We start from the raw sequence: 15,968 nt of genomic DNA, 5'->3' as shown, positions 1-15,968 counted from the left end.
ACCTTTTGCGCGCCGTGTCGTTGGCGCACCAGTGAGGCCCAGAGTAGAGAGCATCCCTGTGACCGTGCCCAATTCGGACGTTCAAGAGTCCGACGCCCCGATCAACCATCCTCTCGATGGCGCCAGCATCCTGGTCACCGGCGGGACCGGCTCGTTCGGGAAGGCGTTCATCCGCCACCTCCTGGACACCTTCAACCCGCGCCGCGTGATCGTCTTTTCGCGCGATGAGCTGAAGCAGTACGAGTGCCGCCAGCTGTTCGGCAACGACCCGAGGCTCCGCTGGTTCATCGGAGACATCCGCGACCGCGACCGCCTGCACCGGGCGCTCCACGGCGTCGACTACGTCGTCCACGCCGCTGCGCTCAAGCAGGTCGACACCGGGGAGTACAACCCCTTCGAGTTCATCAAGACCAACGTCCTGGGCTCGCAGAACGTCGTCGAGGCCTCGATCGACGCCGGCGTCAAGAAGGTCGTCGCCCTCTCGACGGACAAGGCCTCCTCGCCGATCAACCTCTACGGCGCGACCAAGCTGACGGCCGACAAGATCTTCATCCTCGGCAACAACTACGCCTCCTCCTACGAGACCCGGTTCTCCGTGGTGCGCTACGGCAACGTGACCGGCTCGCGCGGTTCGATCATCCCGAAGTGGAAGGCGATGGCCGAGCGCGGTGAGGCGCTCGGCATCACCGACATGCGGTGCACCCGGTTCCTGATCACGCTGCCGCAGGCGGTGCAGATGGTGCTCGACACCTTCGAGATCATGCAGGGCGGCGAGCTGCTCGTCCCCCACATCCCCTCCCACAAGGTCGTCGACCTGGCGGAGGCGGTCGCGCCGGGGGCGAAGCTCGTCGACATCGGGCTCCGCCCCGGCGAGAAGCTCCACGAGGAGATGATCAGCCCGGAGGAGGGCCGCCGCGCGGTGAGCATCCGCGACGGGAAGTACTACGTGATCGAGCCCGAGAACCCGCAGTGGGGCTACAAGCCGATCATGGACGCCGTGCCGGTCCCCGACGGCTTCCACTGCGCCTCGGACAAGAACGACATCTGGTACGACGCCGAGGACCTCCGCAAGGTTCTGGAGTCGGGGATCTGAGCATGCTGCCCTACGGCCGCCAGTCGGTCTCCGAGGAGGACATCGAGGCAGTCACGGCGATCCTGCGCGGCGACTGGCTCACCACCGGGCCGACCGTCGCCGCGTTCGAGCAGGCGCTCTCCGACCTGGTCGGTGGCCACCGGGCGGTCTCGTGCACCTCCGGCACCGCTGCCCTCCACATCGCCTACGCCGCTGCCGGGGTGGGTGCCGGTGACGAGGTCGTCACCACGCCGATGACGTTCGTCGCGACCGCGTCGGGGGCCTCGCTGCTCGGCGCGAAGGTCGTCTTCGCCGACGTCGAGGAGGACACCGCCCTCGTCGACCCGGCCGCCGTCGACGCCCTCGTCACCGACCGCACCAAGGTGATCGCCGCCGTCGACTACGCCGGCCACCCGGCCGACTACGCCGCGCTGCAGCCGATCGCCGACCGGGTCGGCGCGCTGACCCTCGACGACGCGGCGCACTCGATCGGCGGGTTCTCGGGAGGCCGCCCGGTCGGCGACCTGGCCGACCTGACCACGCTCTCGTTCTTCCCGACCAAGAACCTCACCACCGCCGAGGGTGGCGCTGTCGTCGCCAAGGACGCCGCCATCGCGCAGCGGGCCCACGAGTTCCACTTCGTGGGGCTGATGCGTGACGCCGACCGGTTCCGGATCAAGGACGAGGGGCCGTGGCACCAGGAGGTCCACGAGTTCGGGCTCAACTACCGGCTCACCGATCTGCAGTGCGCCTTCGGCCTCTCCCAGCTCACGAGGCTGGCCGGGTTCAAGCGGCGCCGCGCGGAGATCACCGCTCGCTACAACGCCGCGCTCGCCGACGTCGACGGGCTGCGCCTGCCGGTCCAGCGCGAGGGCGTCGATCCGGCCTGGCACCTCTATCCGGTGCGCATCCTCGAGGACCGTCGGCGCGAGGTGTTCGAGAAGATGCGGGCGGCCGGCATCGGCGTACAGGTCAACTACATCCCGGTCTACTGGCACCCGGTCTACGCGGACCTGGGCTACCGGCGCGGGACGTGCCCCAACGCGGAGGCGTTCTACGCCGAGGAGCTCTCTCTGCCGCTGTACCCCGACCTGACCGACGACCAGGTCGACCAGGTCGTCGAGACGCTGATCGGAACCCTGTGAAGACCGCGGTCATCACCCAGGCACGCATGACCAGCACCCGCCTCCCCGGCAAGGTGCTTCGGGAGGCGGCGGGCATCACCATGCTCGAGCACCACCTCACCCGGCTCACCGCGGCTGGTCTCCCGGTGATCGTCGCGACGACCACCAACGTCGACGACGACCCGGTCGCCGTCCTGGCCGACAAGCTCGGCGCCGGCGTCGTCCGCGGCAGCGAGCCCGACGTGCTGTCGCGCTTCGCGCTGGCGGTACGGGAGTTCGAGCCCGACGTCGTCGTCCGGGTGACCAGCGACTGCCCCCTGATCGACGGCGAGGTCGTACGCCGCGGCATCGACGCCTGGGTCGCCGCCGACGATCCCGCGCTTTATGCCAGCAACGCCCTCGAGCGCACCTACCCGCGAGGGCTCGACTTCGAGGTCTTCTCCGCGGCGGCGCTGCTGGAGGCCGACCGGCTCGCTACCGAGACGCCCCACCGCGAGCACGTCACCCCGTGGCTCTACACCGACGACACCCGGCCCCAGCTCAACCTGCCGTGGGAGCGGGATGCCTCGGCGTACCGGATCACTCTCGACACCCCCGAGGACCTGCGGCTCCTGCAGATCCTCATCGAGGACCACGACGCGCACGGTCTCGACACCCAAGGCCTCGTCTCCCTCCTGGAGGCCCATCCCGAGCTGGTCGAGATCAACGCCCAGATCGAGCAGAAGAAGCTCGGCCAATAAGCCCCGGCCGGTAAGATCCGTGCCACGCGGGACGTCGCGCCGCACCCCATTCCAGCAGCGACACTTGGAGCGTTGCATGCAGAAGAATCTGATCGTCCATTCCGGCACTTTCAAGACCGGGAGCACGGCGATCCAGACCTTCCTTGCCCGCGCCAGCCGCGAGGGGAAGCTCCCTCCGGAGATCGCCTATCCCACGATCGGCCGAGGCACGCACAGCGTCCAGCACCAGAACCTCTACTCCCAGCTCCTCGGCGAGGTGCTCTTCACGCCCGCCCTCGGCACCTGGGAGCAGCTCGTCGAGTCGATCGCCTCGGGCACCGCGGAGACCACGGTGATCTCGTGCGAGTCGTTCTCGCTGCTCAAGCCCGAGCACATCAGCGCGATCGGCGAGTACGCGCGCCAGGCCGGCGCGAAGGTCCGTTGGGTCCACTACGTCCGCGATCAGGCCACGTTCTACAACGCCTTCTACGTCGAGCGGCTGATGGTGATGAGGCCGGAGCACGCCGAGCTCGTCGATCTCCCCTTCGAGGAGTTTCGGGAGTGGTCGCCGCTCGACATGAGCTTCCTGCGCTACGGAGAGTTCGCGGACACCATCACCACTGCCATCCCGGACGTCGACCTGCGGCTTCGCCCCTTCATCCGCAAGGAGCTGCGTCACGGGAACGCGGTCGCGGACTTCCTCAGCACGTGCGAGCTCCCGATCCAGGGCGAGGGGGCGGGGTCGACCAACGTCGGATCCGGCTGGCGGACGGTCGAGACCGCGCGGCACCTGGCTCCGATCGTGGCCGCCGCACCGATGCGTGGCCGGCTCCGAGGTGCCGACTCCTGGAAAGCGACGCGTCTGAAGTGGATCCAGATCCTTCGTGGCGAGTTCGTCACCAAGGCCACCCAGCTCGGCTGGAACGACACCAGCGCGGTCTACATGACCTCCGAGTTCCGGCAGGAGCTGCTCGAGGACTACCGCGACGACAACCTCCTCATCGGCAAGCTCGGCGGCTTCTCGTTCACCGACATGATCGAGCAGAGCAGCTTCCCCGACTACAACATCGGCGACTACTCCGAGATCCCCGGCGACGAGGTGATGGCGGTCGTGAAGCTGGTCATGCAGGGCCTGCACACGATCCCGGAGGAGATCCAGCAGGAGGTCGAGGACGCCCGCGCCCGTCGACGGGAAGCGGAGGCCTCGCAGCGGGGCCGGCTCCGTCGCCTCCTGCGCCGCTGACCGAGGCGTGATGGGTCAGCGCAGGTCGAACACGGAGTACAGCCCGCGCTTGAAGCGCGGCTGACCGAGCTCGCGGCGGATGCCGGGGAGGTCAGCGCGATAGCGGCGGTCGACGACAAGCCAGTCGACGCCGAACTCGTCACGCAACGTGCTGATCGTCTCCGGTGACGGACGCGTGATGGCCGCGTCGTTGGCCTCGAGCAGCTCGGGGTCCCAGAACGGCAGGTAGGCCGAGTTGTTGAGGTCCGTGGACGGCAGCCCGACCACCAGCGGGTCGATGTAGGCCCAGCCTTCCACCAGCACCCGACGTTCGGCGTACGCCGCGATCCAGAAGTTCCTGCGGTCGCAGTCGGGCACGGGCAGTCCGATGCAGTGGGCGTTGGTCGCGATCAGCTCGTCCGGCTGCGAGTGCGCCCGGACGAACCGTGCGGCGGCGATTCCACCCGGGCCGATGATGTCCGTGGGAGCACCTCGGGGAATCGAGGGGCCGGCCCCCGCGAGAGCGACGGTCTGCGGAGCGCCGGCGACCACGACGCCCAGCATCAACGCCGCGACGGCCGGGAGCGCCGCGATCGCCGAGCGCCTGGCGTAGACGAGCACGATGACGACGGCGACGGCGAGCACCAGCAGCCCGACGACGAGCTGGGTCAGCAAGGTCGAGGTGAAGACCGAGCCGTTCGCCGGCATGTCATCGCCCACCAACAGTCTCGCCGCCACGAGCGCGAGCCAGCCGAGCGCCGCGCAGCCGACGATCCGGACGCCGTCGCGCCGCGACAGGCGGCCGGGGTTGATGTCCGACAGCGCGACAGCCGTCGCGACGGCGAAGAACCCGCTGGCTCCCAGGAGGAAGTAGGCCTGGCTCAGCGCCGGATGGCTCAGGACCATGAACGCGCCGGCTGCAGCGGCCCAGGGACCGACCAGGAACACGAACTCGGGCCGTCGCCAGCCGCCACGCAGCAGGCCGACGATCAGCGGCACCGTGACGAGGACGAAGCCGACAGTGAAGCAGATCCAGATCGACACCGGCGCGGATCCGGGGAGGGTCTCCCCCTCCGGCAGCATCAGGATGCCCAGGCGCTGGACGGTGCTTCCGTTGAGATCGATCGTCGTCGCCCGGGTGCCACCGCCGTAGAACACCTGCTGCGCGACCAGGAAGACGACGACGGCCGAGCCGAGCAGAGCGCCCAGGGTGAGAACCGTCTGCTTGCGACGCAGCACGGCCGAGATCACGAGTGCCAGGAGCAGGCCGGCGATGATCGTCGGCAGGGCAGACGACTTCGCCCCGGCCACAGCGATCATGACGACGATCATCAGCGGCCACACCGGCCATCGCCGCTGCTCGCCCCGGATCACCTCGACGACCAGCACCATCAGGACCATCTGGAGCGGCATCACGAAGGCGTGCGTCGGGCTGTTGAACATACGGACGACGGAGTCGAAGGCCAGCTGCGCGGGACTGACCAGGCTCGTCCAGCCGAAGAAGTCGGGGGTCGCTCCCGTGATGAGGACGAGAGCGGCGACGAAGCCGGGCCATGCCCGTCCGGTGAGACGGGTGGCCGCTGCGTACGCTCCGGCGACCGCGAGCACGACCAGCAGCACCATCGACAGGCTGCGCAGGAGCACGACGAGCTCGAGGTGGGTGACCGTCGCCGCCGAGGCGAGGTGGACGTAGACCAGCCAGTGGTAGAAGAGCGGGGTGCCGTCCACCCACGGCATCTGGGCCGGAAAGTGGTGCAGCAGGTCGCCGGCGATCGCGAGGTGGAACGGCTCGTCGACGTAGGGCGATCGCAACGCGTCGATCGGCCGGTGAGACCACACCCGCTTCGCGACCAGCAGGAGCTGTACGCACACCACCGCCGCGCCGGCCCACGACCACAGGCTCGCCCGACCGATCACCACGGGCGCGATCCGCCGGCGACGCCAGACGACGACCGCCACCCCGACGAGCACAGCGACGGGGTAGGCGTAGATCAGCTGGGTGAGATCGAACAGCCGCAGCAGAAGATAGAGCGGCAGCTCGAGGACGAGCCCGAGGATGGTGCCGAGCACCAAGTCGTTGCCGATCGTCGGTCCCGGTTTCGCGACCGCCCGCCACACCACGGTCCCCGGGAAGGTGAGGAACGCCAGGACGTACCCGGTGAAGAGCAGCGCGTCACCGAGTCCGACCCCGGCGACACGCACCGCGAGAACGAGCGTCACCCCCGCGACCAGCGCGCCCGGGAGGAGCCCCGACCAGGAACCACCGGAGATCGAGAACATGCGGTCCGAGGAAGGCTTCGCGGCAGGCGCGACGCCCACGGTTGCCTGGTCTGCAGTCACCCAGGAGATCATGCCAACAAAACGCCTACACGGAGTACACCGAAGCCCCTCCGAATGCGCTATTTTCCTAGCAATGTCCCCCACCCACACCGTCTCCGTCGTCATCCCGGTCTACCGCGGTGCCGAGACGCTTCCGGACGTGGTGAGCGAGGTCGTCGACCTCGCCGAACCGTTCGTCACCCCGAACGGGCACCAGGGACGTGTCACCGAGATCCTCCTGGTCCACGACCATGGCCCGGACAATTCGGACCTCGCCATGCGACAGCTCGCCGAGAAGTACGACATCGTTCGCCCGATCTGGCTGAGCCGTAACTTCGGCCAGCACGCCGCGACGCTCGCCGGCCTGGCCTCGTCCGGATCCGACTGGATCGTCACGATGGACGAGGACGGCCAGCACGACCCGGCCTACATCGGGTCGATGCTCGACACGGCCCTGAGGGAGCGCGCCGCCCTCGTCTACGCCCGCCCCACCAACGCGGCGCCCCACGGCCCGCTGCGCAACCTGACCTCGCGCGGGTCGAAGGTGGTCATCGACCGCCTCATGCCCGGTGGCAGCGCCCGGCAGTTCAACAGCTTCCGGCTGATCCTGGGCGAGTACGGCCGGAGCGTGTCCGCCTACGCCGCCAACGGCGTCTACCTCGACGTCGCGCTGAGCTGGGTGATCTCGGACGTGGCCACGTGCCCGGTGGAGCTGCGCGAGGAGGGTGAGCGGCCCTCCGGCTACAACTACCGCTCCTTGATGTCGCACTTCTGGCGGATGGTGCTCACCGGCGGCACCCGCCTGCTGCGGGCGGTCAGCATCTGCGGAGCCCTGCTCGCCGCCTCCGGCGTCGTCCTCGCGGTCGTGCTGGTCGTCGCCCGTCTCGCCGGCGGGGTCCCCGTGCAGGGCTGGACCTCGTTGATGGCGGCCGTGCTGGTCTGCTCCGGCGCCATCATGCTCACCCTCGGAGTGATCGCCGAATACCTCGGCGTCTCCGTCAACATGGCGATGGGCAAGCCGCTCTACGTCATCGTCAGCGACCCCGCGAACGGCCCGCTTCGCGAGTCACCCCAGCCGGGTCATCCCGAGTGACCGGCGCTCAGCGCCCGTCCCGACCGCCCACGCTCGTCGTCGGCAGCGGCGGTCTGCTCGGCCGCCACGTACGCAGCACGCTCGAGCGCTCCGGTGCGTGCGTGCGGACGACGCGCGTGCCCTGGCACGACCCGGTCGCCGCCCGCGCCGTCCTGAGGTCCGAGCTCGCCGCCTTCGTCGACTCGTCGTCGGACGGCCGCGTCAACATCGCCTGGTGCGCCGGCGCGGGCGTGGTGTCCACCCCGGCGGACGAGCTCGAGACCGAGGCGTCGCTCTTCCGCGACGTACTCGATGACCTGCGTGCAGCCCTGCGCCCGACCACCCGGCTCGCGTTCTTCTTCGCCTCCTCCGTCGGTGGCGTCTACGCCGGTTCGGCCGATCCCCCGTTCACCGAGCTCTCCGAACCTCGCCCACTGGTGGCGTACGGCAGGGCCAAGCTGGCCATGGAGGAAGCCCTGACCGCGTTCTGCGCCGAGACCGGATCGGTGGCGCTGCTCGGGCGGATCACCAACCTCTACGGGCCCGGCCAGAAGCTCTCCAAGCCCCAGGGCCTCGTCTCTCAGCTGTGTCTGGCCCAACTGCGCGGCACACCGCTGCCGGTCTGGGTCTCCTTCGACACCATCCGGGACTATCTCTACGTCGGCGACTGCGCCGAGATGGTCGTCGACGCCCTCGACGGGCTCCACGAGCACGTCCGCGGTGCCGGCTCGAACGCCGTCGTCAAGATCCTGGCCACCGGCACCGGAGCGACCCTCTCGGCCGTCATCGGAGAGACCAACCGGGTCTTCCGGCGGCGGTCACGACTGCGCATCCCGGGTGCCGGCACGCCCGGCCAGGCACGCGACCTGCGGGTCCGCAGCGTCGTCTGGCCGGAGCTCGACAAACGGACCCAAACGCCGTTCTCCGTTGGCGTGCGTCGCATCGCCGATGAGATCGCACTGGCCTACGCTGCTGGTACCTCCGCACTTCCGACGCACGTGAGCGAGATCTCGATCCGATGACCGAAACGGGCATGCTGCTGGGCACCACGACGGGAGGCTCTCCCTCGATCGCCCAGAGCGACTACTGGTGGTACCGAGCGCGCACCCAGATCCTCGAGACCGTCATGAAGCCGTACGTCGGGACGCCACGGCGCCTCCTCGATGTCGGTAGCGCCGACGGGCCGAGTGTCACCTGGCTCGAGGGCACCGCCGAGCATCACGTCTCGCTGGATGTCGACCCGCGTGGCCTCGCCGACGGCGGCGTGTGCGGCTCCGCGATCCGGCTTCCGTTCGCCGACGGCTCCTTCGACGTGGTCGCGGCCTTCGACGTCATCGAGCACTGCGATCCCGAGGCCGCCGCCCTGGCCGAGATCGAACGCGTCCTCGCCCCTGGCGGCCGCTTCCTCATGTCCGTGCCGGCGTACAACTGGGCCTGGACCGGCCACGACGACCTCAACCACCACTACCGGCGCTACACCCGGCGGCGGGCGGTGGCGGCGGTCAGGGCGGCCGGGCTCGCGCCCCTGCGAGCGACGTACGGCTTCACGGGGACTTTTCCCATGTTCGCCGCTCAGCGCCTGGCCACCCGGGTCAAGGAGCGCGGTCCGGCCAGTGCACAGCAGCTTCCCGACGGCGGCGTCGCACCGCTGCCCGAGGTCTCGTCCGCGATCGAGAAGGTCCTGCTCGGCGCCACCCGCATCGACCAGCGGCTGCTGCCCAGACTCGATCTGCCGTTCGGGTCCTCGGTGCTGGTCGCCGCGGTCAAGGTCGAAGGAGACTGAAGACGTGGACACGAGCAATCACTGGTACGGACACGCCCACATCCTCTCGGAGTACTGCGGACTCCCGTTCGAGCAGCCGCGCCCGATCTGGGGCGTGCTCCAGCATGGCTGGAACCTTCTTCACGGGTTCGGCCCGGGCCACGAGCCGCCGTACGGCTTCCCCAAGTTCGTCTGGTCCCACGCGAACCTGCGCCGCGGCCAGGCCGTCGGCTGGCGCGACTATGCCGTGATCGGCGCTCCGTGGAACTACCTGCTCGACCTCAAGAAGGACGTCGAGCCCATACCCCCGGCCGACGAGCGCGAGGGAACGATCTTCTACCCGTTCCACACCTGGGACCACGGTGAGGTCAGCGGCGATCACGACCGGTTGATCGCGGAGATCCGGGACACCGAGGAGGGTCCGGTGACCGTCTGCCTCTACTGGATCGAGTACGACATGCCGGAGATCCGTCGCCGCTATGAGGACGCCGGCTTCCGGGTCATCTGTCACGGCAAGCGCGGCACGCTGCGTCAGGGCACCGACATCCGCTTCCTCCACAAGCAGTACGCGGAGCAGATCCGCCACCGTCGGGTCGCCTCGAACCGTCTGACCACCGCGATCTTCTACGGCGCCTCGGTCGGCGCCGAGGTCGCTGTCTACGGCGACCCGATGACCTTCGCCGACGTCAGGGACGCCAGCGTGAGAGACGGAAACGAGCAGGCCAAACGGTTGTTCCCCGAGTTCCACGGGGTGGAGACCGACGCAGAGGAAGTACGCGCCACGACCGTGCGCGAGCTCGGGCTGGATGCCATGGCGTCGCCCGCTGAGCTGCGCGCGCTCTTCGGATGGGAGATCACAGGATGAACGACATCGACACGGCTTCGACGGTCGCCGCCTACCGCGTCGTCTCGGGAGACATGTACGACTGGTCCGACATGGCCGGCGCCCGGGCGCTCCCGCGCGGACCGGTCCTGACCCGGTTCGCCGTTGCGACGGCGACCGGTGCCTCCCACCTGCTCGTCGTCGGCCCGCACGACCTCGACCTGCTCGACGCGGTCGTCGACGTCGCCGCGACCACGACCGTCGTCCTCCGCACCCACACCGACGCGGAGCTCGTCTCCGAGCGGTACGCCCACCGGGCCGTCGACGTCGTCTGCGGCGACCTGCGTGCCTGGGCCACCGACCAGGCGGCCGACGCCGTGCTCGCGCTGGACGGGTTCGGACGGGTCGCAACGATCGACGCCGACCCGGCGGACTGGCACGCGATCGCCGAGCACCTCACTGTCCTCGCGACAGGCGACTCGCGGCTGGCGCTGGTCGTTCCCAACCCGGGATCCCCGCTCGCACAGCTCCGGGCCGTCAACCCGGAGGCATCCAACGAGAACGCCGACTGGTCCTTCCCCGTCCATGATCGTGCGAATCCGCGAAGCCTCGCGGACGCGAGCGCGCGGTTCCGCGGTCGCGGTCACACGCTGTGGCCCGACGTCGCCGCGCCGACCCTGGCCGCGGCCCCCGAAGCCTGTTCGGTGGCGCTCGCGGTCGCTCACGGCCGCCCCGCCGACATCCCCACGCTGCGCGAGATCCAACCGGCGCTGGGCCAGGCGCTGGACACGTTGGGAGCCGCGGGAGCCGCCGGCGGTTGGCTGGTCACCCGCGGCCTCGAGACGATCTCGTCGGTCGTCGGTGTCGATCGGACCGGTGATGAGACCTCCTGGACCGCTGCCGAGCGGTCCTGGCTGATCGAAGCCCTGCACGACTCGGCACGCCGCGACGCTTCGGGGCTTCGCCAGCACGTACGCCGGCTGCGCGACGCGGTCACCGAGGCGCCAGAGCGCTGGTGCGGCCTTCAGGTCGACGAGATCGGCCTCGACGCCGGCCACGTCGTCCCGGTCCACGAGTCGACGGTGAAGCTCGGCGAGTCCGCCGACGAGATCCTCCTGGGGCTGCTGGACGAGCTCGCGGCGTACCTCTGCGCGACGGGGTGGCGTCACCCCTGGCCCGCCGGCCGCGGCAGGGAGGAGCTCACCATCCTGCTCGCGGCGACCATCGATGTCGCGGTCACTCCGGCGGACGTCCACCAGGTACGCCGACGGCGAGAGGCCGCGCTCTCCGCGATCGGCATGACACCCGTGGTCGCGGGACGGCAGGCGCCGCAGGAGGCCGATCCGAGCGAGCTCCGGAAGCTGGCCGACGAGAACGAGGCGCTGCGCGGCCAGGTGACCTGGTTCAAGCAGCAGATGCGTCAGCGTCAGACGATGACCCACGAGGTACGCACGGCGGCCCGGCGCGACGTTGCGGCACTGAACGATCGCATCAAGGAGCTGGAGGACCAGCTGAGCGCTCGGCAGGCCCCGACCGTCAACCGGGTCGCCAAGCGCGCATCGTCCGTCCCCGGGAAGGCGCGGTCCGGCTTCGGACGCGTGCCCGGGGCCCGGCGCGCGGCCCGCCTGCTCAGAAGGGCTCTCCGCGCGATGCGACGCGTGGCCAGGCGCTAGCGGCTTCAGCCGGTCACACGTCGGCGGGCGGGACCGGCGCGAGCCGCAGATGGATCTCGTCGGACCAGCCGAACTCGAGCTTCGCCGCCTCGGCGGTGGTCGGCTGAGGCACCCGTTCGGAGAGCTCACGGGCCACGACGATCGGCTTGTGCTCGCGGCCGTCCAGCAACGACCACTGTGACGTCTCACAGGCCCCGTGCTCGACGACGGTGCTGCGCAGCGCGCCCACAGGCACGGTGATCAGGAAGACCCCGTCACGGTCGGTCACGTCCAGGGCGACGTCGAGGGGCTTCTCCGGGGTCGGCCAGGTCCGAAGGACCGCTCCCGTGGACTCCAGCCGGGGACCGTCGGGACCACGCAGGATCAGGTCCTCGCCCTGCCACCATGCGTCGTGGACGACGGGACGGTCGGGCGTCGCGGTGATGACGAAGGAACCGTTCGGGTCGCGGGTGGCGTTCACCGCGCGCCCCTTCATCAGCGACCGCGACCCGAGGAAGTCCGGGTGCACCGGCAGCGGAGACGTACGTCCCTTCCGGGACAGCTTCACCCGGGTCGGCACGATCTCCTCCATGGGCATGTCCAGTCCGGACTTCTCCAGGACAGCCTCGACCGGCACCGTCAGCCGCCACGGGGTGATGCCTCGCTCGCCCCGCTCGCCGATGGTCAACGGATGGGTCACCACCGAACCGCTGCGGTCGGTGAGGGTCAGCTCCGCATGCTCGGGAGCAGCGCCCCGGAACGCGCCCCGGATCTCGATCTCGTCGCCGAGATCGGTGGTGTGATCCACCCAGGCGTCCGGAAGGTCGCGAACGGTGACCCCGAAGCCGCCCGGGAGACGACCCGGGCGGCACCAGCGGTTGCCGATGCGGCGCCAGCCCTGCCACCGCTCACGTCCGTCTCCCGACGTCGTCACCTGGATCACGTCGCGCACGTCGCGGTTGCGGATGCCGATCATGAGGCGCCACTGGCGATCGCCCGCCAGCTGCGACGGGTCGAGGCTCAGCTCGAGCGTGGACCTGTCCACCTGGCCGAACGGGATCGCCCGCGGCCGAGCGACGTGGTCCACCGGCACCCGGCGGCCGGCGGGGCTCTCCAGCCACACCTTGAAGCGGGTCCGTGGCGCGAGCGCGAGGGTGTTGATGCCGATGTTGACCCGGACCGCAACCCGGGATCCGTCCCACCAGGCCTCGGTCGCCACCGCCTTGGCCTTCATGTACGCCGGAGCCAGGCGGAACACCGAGTCGGGGACGCCGACCGCGGCGTCCTCGAAGGACGGCAGCTTGGCGTACCAGCCATCCCGTCGGCGGGCCAGCGGCGCCTGGGTCCCGTACTCGGCCCGATAACGGGTCAGCGTCGTGAGCGCGTCACGCTGCCGGCGCTTCAGCAGGTCGAACACGAGTCGCTCGAACGGTCCCTGCCGGTTGAGGATCGCGTCGTCGACGCGCCCCAGGTAGCGCTCCGCCAGGTCGAAGATGCGCCCGGACTCGTCGGCCGGATGGTCCTCGATCGACCGGGCGAGCACCTGGACGTCCGTCGCCGCGAGGTGGGACTTGACCAGGTCGGACAGGTAGGGAGCCTGCTCCTCGACCATGTCGAAGAGCATCTCGGCCGAACGTACGCGGTCGCTGAGGTTGTCGAGATTCCAGTGGCTCTGCGTGATCGAGGCCTCGCCACCGTCGCGGTGCCGCCAGTAGTAGATCGGCTCGGCGAGGATGTCGACCTGGCGGGCGCGGATGTGGGCCGCGAGGGCGACCGGGTAGTCCTCGTAGAGCATGTCCGGGTAGCCGAGGCCGGCGGAGTCCCAGAAGTCGCGCCGGTAGACCTTGTTCCAGATGTAGCGATCGATGCCCAGGATGTGGGTCCGGCTGCAGTGCGTGGCGATGCGGGTGGTGACGAACGGGCGCCGGTGGGACCACGACTGCCAGACCGACACCGAGTCGAACCGGCGGGCGTTGCCGGCCACGAAGTCGGAGCCCGAGCGCGCCAACGTGTCCGTCATGAGCTGGTACGCGTACTCCGGGACGTAGTCGTCGGCATCGACGAACGCGAGCAGGTCACCCCTGCTCGCCTCGATCCCGATGTTTCGGGCCACCCCGACACCGACCTTCTCCGAGGAGACCACCCGGAAGCGCGCGTCGCCGGACGCGAATCGGTCGGCGACCGTTGCGGACCCGTCGGTGGACGCGTCGTCGACCATGACCACCTCGAAATCCGAGAAGGTCTGGGCGCGAAGCGACTCCAGGCACGTCTGCAGGAAGGGCTCCACGTTGTGGAACGGGATGACGATGCTCAGAGCGGGATACGACACATTCTCACCTTAAGTGGCTCCGTCCTCGAGCCTTCGCAACCGCTCCTCGAAACGCGTGGCCGCGGTGATCCGAGCGCGCACCTGCTCCTGCTGACGCTGGATCTCGGCCCAGATCGAGGAGGCGTCGACGTGGCCCTCCGACGGCGCTCCGGCCGCGAGGTTGCCGCGCTCGACGGTGTCACGCAGGGTCTCCAGACGCGCCTCGAGTGCCGCGACCTGCGGGCTGACCCGAGCGAGCTCGCGCTCCAGGTCACCGATCCGGACGCGCTGCCGGTCCGTGATCGCGCGCAGCTCCTCGATGGTGGCTCGAGCCTCGTCCAGGTCGGCCGCGGAGCCGGCCAATCTGTTGACCTTGCCGCGCAGTCGGTTCATCGCCATAGGGAAATGCGCTCCTCCTCGAGCCAGCCGGTCATGACGCGTGCCTCCGCCTCGATCCGATGCTCCGGCGCCACGGGCGAGGAGCCGCCGGCCTGATAGGTCCACTCCGTCTGCCCGGGGTTGTCGACGAACGAGAACCCCGACAGCAGGATGTCGGACTCCGGGAACAGGTTGACCGCCAGCCACGCGGCGGTGAAGCCCGTGGTCGGCGCCAGCTTCTCGGTGCGCCAGGGGATGTCGAGATCGTTCCCGGTGCCGGTGAGCAGCTCCCCGTTCGGGATGGGTACGAAGCCCAGATCGGGCGGCCACGACATCGGCCACACCTCGAGGCGGCCGTGGAAGCGCATCGGCTCGGCGAGGAGGTAGAGCCGCTCGCGGTAGCGGTCGAAGGTGAACCGGGTCGGGCGGGTGATCCGGTTCCAGATCACCACGTCGGCCCGCGATCCCTGGGCGCGCGGCGCACCCGGGACGTCCAGCACGAAGCTGTTGACCCGGATCACGAGATCCGAGTCGTCGATGGCTTGCGCCCGGTCGTCGCTGGGCCCCAGCGGCGCATTCCCGAGCACGGCGACCGACCTCACCGGCGCCCTTCTGGCGTACGTGGTCATCAGGTCGCGTAGGTAGGCGAAGCCTTCAGTGATCGTGACTGCCCGTTCGGCGATCAACGTCACCGGCTTCCCCTTTCCAACGACCCTCGTCGCAGCGTCGTCACAGATCCCAGGGACGCGGTAGGCGCGTTACCCGTTCGGAAAAATCATAACGAGCCAGACCGCCGACAGTTACCCACCCGAGTATCGATTTGAGCGTCGCGGCGCGTTTTCACGCGCGCCGACGCAAAGTGCCATGACGCTGTTGGCGCCTCGTCACCATCCATACATCTGTGCGTCGTTCGCTGGTCAGGCGGACTGAGCCCCGGTCCAGCTCGTACGCTCGGCCTCGAGCTCGGCACGTACGGCATCCAGCTCGGACTCCAGCTCGGCGACCCGGATGGCCGCCTCGGCGGCGTCGGCCTCGACGGCCTGGAGCATCGCCTCGAGCTGCTCGCCGCGCATCTCGGCCTGGGCGGCCCGGCGGGCCTCCTCGCCACGGCGACGGACGGCCTCGGCGGCACGCTGGTGCGCGGCGGCCAGAGCGGCCTCGAGCTCCTCGACGGCCTGGACTCGTTCGGCGAGCTTGGCATCCATGTGCTCGCGGAACTCGGCGTTCTCCTCGGCCCGCTTCTCGGACTCGACGCGGTAGGCCTGGGCCTGCTCGGCCCGGTCACGCGCCCAGTCGCGGCGGGTCTGGAGAAGCTCGGAGTGGGTGATCTTGGTTGCGGCAGCGCCACAGGCGAGCCCGAGAACGGCTGCGAGCACGACAACCAGCCAGGACCCGGAGGCCACCGCGGCGGTGATCGTGATGGCGGCCAGCGCCAGCAGGCCTACAGCAACCGTCAGGCGTGTGCTGCGCTGACGCCTGCGTGTGACTGAAGTTGCGGATGGGGAAGGCATGCTTCC

The 15,968-nt window shown here is 69.6% G+C and carries 14 protein-coding genes; 9 read left to right on the top strand and 5 right to left on the bottom strand.

Annotation, left to right across the window (positions count from 1 at the left end; genetic code table 11):
• Positions 1-58 precede the first annotated feature (58 nt).
• The 4 genes from pseB to ACW14X_RS16115 all read left to right on the top strand — a co-directional run bounded on the left by pseB (position 59) and on the right by ACW14X_RS16115 (position 4,158).
• On the top strand, positions 59-1,093 hold the full coding sequence (pseB, locus tag ACW14X_RS16130; RefSeq protein WP_350838819.1) for a UDP-N-acetylglucosamine 4,6-dehydratase (inverting): 1,035 nt from the start codon (positions 59-61) through the stop codon (positions 1,091-1,093).
• Between the two features lie 2 nt (positions 1,094-1,095).
• Positions 1,096-2,217 carry a DegT/DnrJ/EryC1/StrS family aminotransferase gene (locus tag ACW14X_RS16125; RefSeq protein WP_457162652.1) on the top strand — a complete coding sequence of 374 codons (1,122 nt, stop codon included), beginning with the start codon at positions 1,096-1,098 and terminating at the stop codon, positions 2,215-2,217.
• Complete coding sequence (locus tag ACW14X_RS16120; RefSeq protein ID WP_457162651.1) at positions 2,214-2,936, top strand: cytidylyltransferase domain-containing protein; 723 nt, start codon at positions 2,214-2,216, stop codon at positions 2,934-2,936. The genes ACW14X_RS16125 and ACW14X_RS16120 overlap by 4 nt, the downstream gene beginning before the upstream one ends.
• 76 nt (positions 2,937-3,012) lie before the next feature.
• Entirely contained in the window at positions 3,013-4,158 is a 1,146-nt protein-coding gene (locus ACW14X_RS16115; protein ID WP_457162650.1) for a hypothetical protein, read from the top strand.
• A 15-nt stretch (positions 4,159-4,173) separates the two neighbouring features.
• Here ACW14X_RS16115 and ACW14X_RS16110 read toward each other — a convergent pair whose 3' ends face one another.
• Complete coding sequence (locus tag ACW14X_RS16110; RefSeq protein ID WP_457162649.1) at positions 4,174-6,477, bottom strand: hypothetical protein; 2,304 nt, start codon at positions 6,475-6,477, stop codon at positions 4,174-4,176.
• Between the two features lie 73 nt (positions 6,478-6,550).
• On the opposite strand from ACW14X_RS16110, the gene ACW14X_RS16105 reads away from it, so the two are divergent.
• The 5 genes from ACW14X_RS16105 to ACW14X_RS16085 are packed head-to-tail and all read left to right on the top strand — an operon-like array spanning position 6,551 to position 11,786.
• Positions 6,551-7,549, top strand: coding sequence for a glycosyltransferase (locus ACW14X_RS16105; protein ID WP_457162648.1), 999 nt, complete (start codon positions 6,551-6,553; stop codon positions 7,547-7,549).
• Positions 7,546-8,550 carry an NAD-dependent epimerase/dehydratase family protein gene (locus ACW14X_RS16100; RefSeq protein WP_457162647.1) on the top strand — a complete coding sequence of 335 codons (1,005 nt, stop codon included), beginning with the start codon at positions 7,546-7,548 and terminating at the stop codon, positions 8,548-8,550. The genes ACW14X_RS16105 and ACW14X_RS16100 overlap by 4 nt, the downstream gene beginning before the upstream one ends.
• On the top strand, positions 8,547-9,311 hold the full coding sequence (locus tag ACW14X_RS16095; RefSeq protein WP_457162646.1) for a class I SAM-dependent methyltransferase: 765 nt from the start codon (positions 8,547-8,549) through the stop codon (positions 9,309-9,311). The genes ACW14X_RS16100 and ACW14X_RS16095 overlap by 4 nt, the downstream gene beginning before the upstream one ends.
• 4 nt (positions 9,312-9,315) lie before the next feature.
• Complete coding sequence (locus ACW14X_RS16090) at positions 9,316-10,155, top strand: hypothetical protein (RefSeq protein WP_160026386.1); 840 nt, start codon at positions 9,316-9,318, stop codon at positions 10,153-10,155.
• Entirely contained in the window at positions 10,152-11,786 is a 1,635-nt protein-coding gene (locus ACW14X_RS16085; RefSeq protein ID WP_457162645.1) for a hypothetical protein, read from the top strand. Before ACW14X_RS16090 ends, ACW14X_RS16085 begins: the two co-directional genes overlap by 4 nt.
• Positions 11,787-11,799: 13 nt before the next feature.
• On the opposite strand, the gene ACW14X_RS16080 is transcribed toward ACW14X_RS16085, so the two are convergent.
• From ACW14X_RS16080 to ACW14X_RS16065, 4 genes are all read right to left on the bottom strand, one after another.
• A complete protein-coding gene (locus ACW14X_RS16080) occupies positions 11,800-14,094 on the bottom strand; it encodes a glycosyltransferase (protein ID WP_457162644.1) in 2,295 nt (764 codons plus the stop codon).
• A 9-nt stretch (positions 14,095-14,103) separates the two neighbouring features.
• Complete coding sequence (locus ACW14X_RS16075) at positions 14,104-14,472, bottom strand: hypothetical protein (protein WP_350838838.1); 369 nt, start codon at positions 14,470-14,472, stop codon at positions 14,104-14,106.
• Positions 14,463-15,143, bottom strand: coding sequence for a hypothetical protein (locus tag ACW14X_RS16070; RefSeq protein WP_457162643.1), 681 nt, complete (start codon positions 15,141-15,143; stop codon positions 14,463-14,465). The genes ACW14X_RS16075 and ACW14X_RS16070 overlap by 10 nt, the downstream gene beginning before the upstream one ends.
• A 225-nt stretch (positions 15,144-15,368) precedes the next feature.
• The gene (locus tag ACW14X_RS16065; RefSeq protein WP_160026382.1) at positions 15,369-15,962 is read right to left on the bottom strand and encodes a hypothetical protein; all 594 of its coding nucleotides are present in this window, start codon (positions 15,960-15,962) and stop codon (positions 15,369-15,371) included.
• Positions 15,963-15,968: the final 6 nt, after the last annotated feature.

The sequence above is a fragment of the Nocardioides sp. YJ-D4 genome (genome assembly GCF_054031495.1).
This window is presented reverse-complemented; position numbering and strand designations above follow the sequence as displayed.

Excerpts from the sequence above, each read along its gene's own strand:
- ACW14X_RS16065 (WP_160026382.1), bottom strand. The coding sequence starts at position 15,962 with ATGCCTTCCCCATCCGCAACTTCAGTCACACGCAGGCGTCAGCGCAGC.
- ACW14X_RS16115 (WP_457162650.1), top strand. The coding sequence starts at position 3,013 with ATGCAGAAGAATCTGATCGTCCATTCCGGCACTTTCAAGACCGGGAGC.
- ACW14X_RS16105 (WP_457162648.1), top strand. The coding sequence starts at position 6,551 with ATGTCCCCCACCCACACCGTCTCCGTCGTCATCCCGGTCTACCGCGGT.
- ACW14X_RS16085 (WP_457162645.1), top strand. The coding sequence starts at position 10,152 with ATGAACGACATCGACACGGCTTCGACGGTCGCCGCCTACCGCGTCGTC.
- ACW14X_RS16125 (WP_457162652.1), top strand. The coding sequence starts at position 1,096 with ATGCTGCCCTACGGCCGCCAGTCGGTCTCCGAGGAGGACATCGAGGCA.
- ACW14X_RS16095 (WP_457162646.1), top strand. The coding sequence starts at position 8,547 with ATGACCGAAACGGGCATGCTGCTGGGCACCACGACGGGAGGCTCTCCC.
- ACW14X_RS16075 (WP_350838838.1), bottom strand. The coding sequence starts at position 14,472 with ATGGCGATGAACCGACTGCGCGGCAAGGTCAACAGATTGGCCGGCTCC.